This window comes from Hyphomicrobiales bacterium, from assembly GCA_030688605.1.
Taxonomy (GTDB): domain Bacteria; phylum Pseudomonadota; class Alphaproteobacteria; order Rhizobiales; family NORP267; genus JAUYJB01.
This window is the reverse complement of record JAUYJB010000086.1, coordinates 1-7060: the sequence shown is the minus strand read 5'-3', so window position 1 is coordinate 7060 and position 7060 is coordinate 1. Positions and strand designations below refer to the sequence as shown.

Sequence of the window (7060 nt, the reverse complement as noted above, 5' to 3'; positions counted from 1 at the left end):
GCTCCGCCTCGGCGAGGGCTTGATCGAGAACGGCGACGGCCTCGGTATGAGCGTACACGGCGGCCGTCTTGTCGGCGAACAGCGTCAGGTACCGGACCGCCTTGTCGGCGTTCCCGGCCCGAGAAAAGTGGTGCGCCAAGGTTTCCGGCTCGGTCGCCATGATTTCGGGAAAATCCCGCTCCAGGATCTCGGCAATGCGCGCGTGCAGTTGCCGCCGCCGGCGCAACAGCAATGTCTCATAGGCGGTATCCTGGAATAGGGCGTGCTTGAAAGTGTACTTGGCGTCGGGAACGGCGCCTCTCTTGAAAACCAATTCCGACTGCACCAGTCGCTCAAGGTTGACCTTGATTTCGTCGGCGGGTAAATCCGCCACCGCAGTCAACAGGCCAAAAGAGAATTCCCGACCGAACACCGAACCGACTTGCGCGGTCTCCTTCGCCTCGCCCAACTGATCCAAACGCGCGATCAGCAAAGCCTGTAGCGTCGCCGGTATTCGATCCCTGGCCTCCGGGTCGCTGATCGATTTGCCGACTTCGATGATGGATTTGGTCAACTCTTCCACGTACAAGGGAACGCCATCGGCGCGGGTAATGATTTGATCGATGACCGTATCCGCAAGCGCATGGCCGCCGGCCGCGCGGACGATTTCGATGCCCTGCTTGCGGCTCAGCCGGTTCAACGCGATCAGGAGAAGATGCGGATGCCGCCTCCAAGGCGGGGCGTAGACCGGACGGTAGGAGATCACCATCAACACCGCCGCGTCGGCCACCCGCGCCATCATTTCCCCGACGAAGGTTTCCGTCGACGGATCGATCCAGTGTGCGTCTTCCAGCATGAACAGCACCGGCCGCTGGCGGCTCAGCGCCAACACCTGGCCGATCATCGCCTCGATGGTGCGGTCGCGGCGTTGTTCTGGGGTCAAATTTAGCACGCCGTAACGGTCCGCCGCCGGCAGCGACAGCAGCGCCGCGAACAACGGCGTCACCGCCTCTATGTTCTCCACCGACATCCTGAGCAACGATTCCAGCTTGTCGAGCTTGCTTTCCGGCCCGTCGGTGCCTGAGAACCGGGCGGCTCGCTCCAGGCGCTGGATAATGGGAAAGAAGGCGCTGTTGCCGTGGTGCGGCGAACACTGATAGCGCAGGCGGAAATGCGGCTCGCCGGCGATCTTTTCCCGGAGCGCCTGCAGGATGCGCGATTTGCCGATGCCGGCCTCGCCCGACAGCAAGACAACCTGTCCTTCACCGCCCTTCGCCAGTTCCCAGCGTTCGTGAAGCAGGCCGAGTTCGTGCTCGCGCCCGATGAAACGGGTGAGCGCGCCGGCGTGGGTGGCCTCGAAGCGGCTATCCGTCACCCCTTCGCCAACGACGGACCAGGCGGCGACGGGTTCGGCGAATCCCTTCAATTCCCGGCGGCCGAGATCCTCAAGGACGAAGGCGGCGCCGATCAGACGGTGCGTCATGGCATCGATCACCACTTGGCCCGGCTCGGCCATGGCCTGGAGCCGGGCCGCCATGTTCGGCGTCTTCCCGGTCACCGCCTCCTCTTGCGCCGCGCCTTCGCCGATGATGTCGCCGACGACGACCGATCCGGTGGCGATGCCAACCCGGACCCGCAATGACTCACCGTCAGGCGACGCCAAGCCGCTGACCATTTCGACGATGGCGAGTCCGGCACGCACCGCGCGATCGGCGCCGTCCTCGTGCGCACGGGGATAACCGAAATAAGCCAGCACGCCGTCGCCCATGTATCGGGCGACGTGCCCCTCAACGCGCGCCACTTGGCCAGCGACCGCTGTTTGATAGCCGCCTATGAGTTCGCTCAACTCCTCGGGGTCCATCCGCTGCGACAATGCCGTCGAGCCTACGAGATCGACGAACATCACGGTCAATTGACGGCGTTCGGCCTCGGCCTTGCTCCGGGAAGGAGCGGAAGCCGGAGGCCGTTCCTGCACGTCAGGAAGGGCGGCAATCGCTTTCAGCAGCTTTCGCCGGTGGCCGAGAGTCAGCCCCAGGTCCTTGAGGTCGTCGTCCGACAGTTCGGCCACAACTTCCAGGTCGATGTCATTCCGTGCGAAGGTCTCGGCGTATCGGTCGAGGCCCAAGCCCTCCAGCCAACGCGCAATGTCACCGCTCACGTCTTGCCTCCGATCGCAGCGGCCCGATGATAGCAGATGCGCGGGAAAAGACCGGCGCTACTTTCGACGGGCGACTCCCGGTGGCAATCGAAGAAGCGCTGGCGGCCGCGGGTTCGGCGGCACTACGATCTTCAAGCCAAAGCTCGTCTGAAACCTGGTTGCCATCCACTATCGAAAGCGCGGCTTGGCGCCGCCGGCATTTCTAGGCCGCTTCCGCCTCGACCGCCTCGCCGTTGATGGTGAGGCCATCCGGACCGGCGGACACCTTCACGTCGGCGCCGTCGAGCACCTTGCCTTCCAGGATCAGCCCGGCGAGCGGGTTCTGCAGGGCGCGCTGGATCACCCGCTTCAGCGGCCGGGCGCCGTAGACAGGGTCATAGCCCTTGTCGGCCAGCCACGCCTTCGCCGCCTTGTCGAGGGCGAGCTTGATCTTGCGCTCGGCGAGCAGCTGCCTCAGGCGGCCGAGCTGGATCTCGACGATGCCGGTCATGTGCTCGCGGAACAGGCGATGGAACAGGATGATCTCGTCGAGGCGGTTGAGGAACTCGGGCCGGAACGCCCGGCGCACGATCTCCATCACCTGTGGCCGTACCTGAGACGAATCCTGGCCTTCCGGCTGCGCCGCCAGGATGTCGCCGCCCAAATTCGAGGTCAGCACGATAATGGTGTTGCGGAAATCGACGGTGCGGCCGTGGCCGTCGGTGAGGCGGCCGTCGTCGAGCACCTGCAGCAGCACGTTGAAGACGTCCGGGTGCGCCTTCTCGATCTCGTCGAACAGCACCACTTGATACGGTCGGCGGCGTACGGCTTCGGTTAAGGCGCCGCCCTCGTCGTAGCCGACGTAACCCGGCGGCGCGCCGATCAGCCGCGCGACGGCGTGCTTCTCCATGTACTCCGACATATCGATGCGGATCAGCGCCTGCTCGTCGTCGAACAGGAACTCGGCCAGCGCCTTGCACAACTCCGTCTTGCCGACGCCGGTCGGCCCTAAGAACACGAACGAGCCGATGGGCCGGCCCTGGTCCTGGAGACCGGCGCGGGCACGGCGCACCGCGTCGGAGACGGCGGCGAGCGCCTCCTCCTGGCCGATGACGCGGGTGCGCAGGCTCTTTTCCATGTGCAGGAGCTTCTCGCGCTCGCCTTCCAGCATCTTGTCGACGGGGATGCCGGTCCAGCGCGAGACGATGGCGGCGATGTGCTCGGAGGTTACCGCCTCCTCGACCATGTGGCCGTGCTCGGCGCCGTCGGCCTTGGCAATTTGCGACTCGAGGCGCGGGATTAGGTCGTACTGCAGCTCCCCCGCTTCCTCGTAGCGGCCTTCGCGCATGGCGCGCTCGTGCGCGACGCGGGCCTTGTCGAGCTCGTCCTTCAGCTTGGTGACGTCGGCCAGCGCGCCCTTCTCCGATTCCCACTGTTTGGTGAGCTTCCGGGACTCGCCTTCCAGTTCCTTCAATTCCTTTTCCAGCTTGCCGAGACGGTCCTTCGACGCGCGGTCGCTCTCCTTCTTCAGCGCCTCGCGCTCGATCTTGAGCTGGATGATGCGGCGGTCGAGCTCGTCGATCTCCTCGGGCTTGGAATCGACCTCCATGCGCAGCCGCGACGCCGCTTCGTCGACGAGATCGATCGCCTTGTCCGGCAGGAAGCGGTCGGAAATATAGCGGTTGGAAAGCGTCGCCGCCGACACCAGCGCCGAATCGAGAATTCGTACCCCGTGGTGGAGCTCGTACTTCTCCTTGATGCCGCGCAAAATCGAAATCGTGTCCTCGACGGAGGGCTCGGAGACGAACACCGGCTGGAAGCGCCTCGCCAGCGCCGCGTCCTTCTCGACGTGCTTGCGGTACTCGTCCAACGTGGTGGCGCCAACACAGTGCAAATCGCCCCTGGCCAGCGCCGGCTTCAGCAGGTTTGAGGCGTCCATGGAACCCTCGGCGGCGCCGGCGCCGACGATGGTATGCATCTCGTCGACGAACAGGATCACCTCGCCCTCGGCGGCGGTGATCTCCGCGAGTACCGCCTTCAGGCGCTCCTCGAACTCGCCGCGGAACTTGGCGCCGGCGACCAGCGCGCCGAGATCGAGCGCCATCAGGCGCTTGGTCTTCAGGTTCTCAGGCACGTCGCCCTGGACGATACGGATGGCGAGCCCCTCGACGATGGCGGTCTTGCCGACGCCGGGCTCGCCGATCAGCACCGGGTTGTTCTTGGTGCGCCGGGATAGCACCTGGATGGTGCGGCGGATCTCCTCGTCGCGGCCGATGACCGGATCGATCTTGCCGTCGGCGGCGGCCTGCGTCAGGTCACGGGCGTATTTCTTCAGCGCCTCGTAGCCTTCCTCGGCGGTGCGACTGGTCGCCGTGCGGCCCTTGCGGAAGTCGTTGATCGCCTTGTTCAGCCCTTGCGGGGTGACGCCGGCGTCCTTGAGCGCCTTGGCCGCGGCGCTGCCGGCGGCGAGCGCGATGGCCAGCAGCAGGCGCTCGACGGTGACGAAACTGTCGCCGGCCTTTTCCGCCATCCGCTCGGCCTGGTCGAACAGCTTTGCCGTTTCCTGGCCCAGAGACGTCTGGCCGGCGCCTGGGCCTTCGCCGTTCGGCAGCTTCTTGAGCTCGGCTTCCGTCGCCTTGAGCGCGGCCCGGGCGTCGCCGCCGGCGGCGCTGATCAGGTTGGCGCAAAGCCCTTCCTTGTCGTCGAGCAAAACCTTCAACAGATGCAGCGGCGCCAGCTGCTGGTGGCCGTCGCGGATGGCTAGCGTCTGGGCGGACTGGATGAAGCCGCGCGCGCGCTCGGTGTAGTTCTCGAATTCCATGACCTCGATGTCCTCGTCCGACCCCGGTTTGGCGGCGGATAAGGCAGGCGTCTTAGGCCACCGCCACCCCTAAATATGGCCCAAGGAGCCGGCCGCGCAAGCGCCGCCGGCAGGCCGGCGCGGACCCGGGAATCCGCTGGCCCCGTTGACAGTCCGCTCTCGGGGGGCAATGTTCGGCCCCGATGACCATTACCGTCGCCAAAATCTGCCGCTATCCGGTCAAGGGGCTGACGCCCGAGGCTCTCGACGCGGTCGTGCTTGCCGCAGGCAAAGGGCTGCCCGACGACCGGCGGTTCGCGATCGCGCTCGGCTCGACGCCGGTCGACGGCGCGACCGTGTCATGGATGCCGAAGTCGAGCTTCCTGACGCTGGTCAAGCACGAGAAGCTGGCGGCGCTGCGCACCCATTTCGACGGCACGACCGGGGCGCTGGTCATCGAGCGCAACGGCCGGCCGGTGGCGCGCGGCATCATCACCGGCCGATTGGGTCGCGCTGTGATCGAGGAGTTCTTCGACGCCTACATGGGCGCGGAAGCGCGCGGCCGGCTGAAGCTGGTCGAGGCGGCGGCGGGCGAGGTACTGAGCGACCATCGGACGCCGGTGGTTTCGATCATCAATCTCGCCAGCGTCAAGGACCTGGAACGGGTGACGGCGGCGCCGGTCGATCCGCTGCGGTTCCGCGGCAATCTGTTCATCGCGGGCGCCAACGCGTGGTCGGAGTTCGGATGGATCGGCAACGAGATCACGGTCGGCAACGCGCGCCTGAAGATCGAGGTGCGCATCGGCCGCTGCGCCGCTACCAACGTCGATCCCGAAAAGGCGGTGCGCAACCTCAACATCCCGGCCAGCCTGCAGCGGGGATTCCGCCACGCCGACATGGGCGTCTACGCCACCGTGGTCGGCGGCGGACGCGTCGCCGCCGGCGATGCGGTGACGTTGGTTGGATGAATCTCGCTAATCGTTCGTCGGACTCGGTTGTTGAACTTGGGCGTCGGGTGAGTCACCCCGCCGCCACAACGTCAGGAGGCCGTCGGCCCCTGTCCCCTTCCCGCCGCCGGGTTCGTCGTCTTGGTCACGTTGGCGTCCTTGCCGTCCGGCGACGCCTGGGTGGCCACGGCGGCCATGGCGGACGCGGGCACCACCGGCTGCGGGCCACCGCCTTGCGGATTTCCGGAAGGCCGCTGATCGTGACGCTGATCGGGGCCGCCCCGGTGCTGCTGTGGATGCTGCGGATGCTGTTGATGCTGCTGCTGAGGCCGTCCGGCTCCGTTGCCGCTGTCGGCGTTCAGGATCCGGTGGTAGTGGTCGGCGTATTGGAAATAGGACTCGGCGGCGATCCGGTCGCCGGCGGACGACGCGTCGCGCGCCAGCGCCAGGTATTTTTCGTGTAGCTGTTGCGCCGAACCGCGCATCTTCATTTCCGGACCGCTGCTTTCGAAGTTATGGCCCTTGCCGCCGCCGTGGCGCTTGCCGCCGCCGCGAGAACGCGAGCGTCTGTTGTTACCTTGCTTCATGGCACCTTCTGTTCATCAAGGCTGTTTATACAATCCCCGCCGCGCGAAGGTCCGGACGTCGGGACCGACACAACCGAATACGCCCATTCTTCGAAACGCGAACCGGCGGTACGGTGTTAGCGTGGGAAAATTAAGGGTTTCGACAACGCTTCTGAAGCGTGGACCCCCTTCGGTCGCGGCCCTAGGGACCGCTCGCGAATCAACGTTAGTCGGGAAAACCCCAATTTCCAACCTTTTTTTGAAGAAAACGTTAAAAATCGGTAATTGCGGCGATCGCCCGCGGCCGGCCCGCCAGGTCGGCGCGCACGCCGGAAACCTTGAGCCGGTGGCCTTCCAGGATCGCCTCGACCGCGTCGGCCTGCCCGTCGCCAATCTCGAGAATGACGCTTGCCTGCGGCTTCAACAGCCGCCTCAGGCCGGGCACCAGCAAGCGGTACTGGGCGAGCCCGTCGGCGCCGCCGGAGAGCGCGAGCCTCGGCTCGAAGCGCCGGACCTCCGGCGCCAGTTGCGCGAAATCGCCGTCGGCGACGTAAGGCGGGTTGGCGACCACGAGGTCGAACCGCTCGCCGACGCGCTCGCCCCAGTCGGAAATGCGGAAGCGGGCGCGGCC

5 protein-coding genes are annotated in these 7060 nt (G+C 66.0%); 1 reads left to right on the top strand and 4 read right to left on the bottom strand.

Translation table 11 applies throughout. From position 1 onward, the window contains the following. Positions 1-2137 (bottom strand): adenylate/guanylate cyclase domain-containing protein (locus Q8P46_09830; GenBank protein ID MDP2620459.1); only part of this gene is annotated, 2137 nt, incomplete at its 3' end. A gap of 202 nt (positions 2138-2339) precedes the next feature. Next, a complete protein-coding gene (gene clpB, locus Q8P46_09825; protein ID MDP2620458.1) occupies positions 2340-4937 on the bottom strand; it encodes an ATP-dependent chaperone ClpB in 2598 nt (865 codons plus the stop codon). Between the two features lie 182 nt (positions 4938-5119). Here clpB and Q8P46_09820 point away from each other — a divergent pair, with 182 nt between their 5' ends. After that, a complete protein-coding gene (locus Q8P46_09820) occupies positions 5120-5884 on the top strand; it encodes an MOSC domain-containing protein (protein ID MDP2620457.1) in 765 nt (254 codons plus the stop codon). A gap of 71 nt (positions 5885-5955) precedes the next feature. Here the strand turns inward: Q8P46_09820 and Q8P46_09815 are convergent, their stop codons facing one another. Further along, positions 5956-6450 (bottom strand): DUF4167 domain-containing protein, encoded by a 495-nt coding sequence (locus tag Q8P46_09815; GenBank protein MDP2620456.1) that lies wholly within the window; start codon positions 6448-6450, stop codon positions 5956-5958. A 250-nt stretch (positions 6451-6700) separates the two neighbouring features. After that, a partial coding sequence (locus Q8P46_09810; GenBank protein ID MDP2620455.1) for a hypothetical protein occupies positions 6701-7060 on the bottom strand: 360 nt, incomplete at its 5' end.

What these genes read in the sequence shown, in the direction of transcription:
- Q8P46_09815 (MDP2620456.1), bottom strand. Translation starts at nt 6,450, where the DNA reads ATGAAGCAAGGTAACAACAGACGCTCGCGTTCTCGCGGCGGCGGCAAG.
- Q8P46_09820 (MDP2620457.1), top strand. Translation starts at nt 5,120, where the DNA reads ATGACCATTACCGTCGCCAAAATCTGCCGCTATCCGGTCAAGGGGCTG.
- clpB (MDP2620458.1), bottom strand. Translation starts at nt 4,937, where the DNA reads ATGGAATTCGAGAACTACACCGAGCGCGCGCGCGGCTTCATCCAGTCC.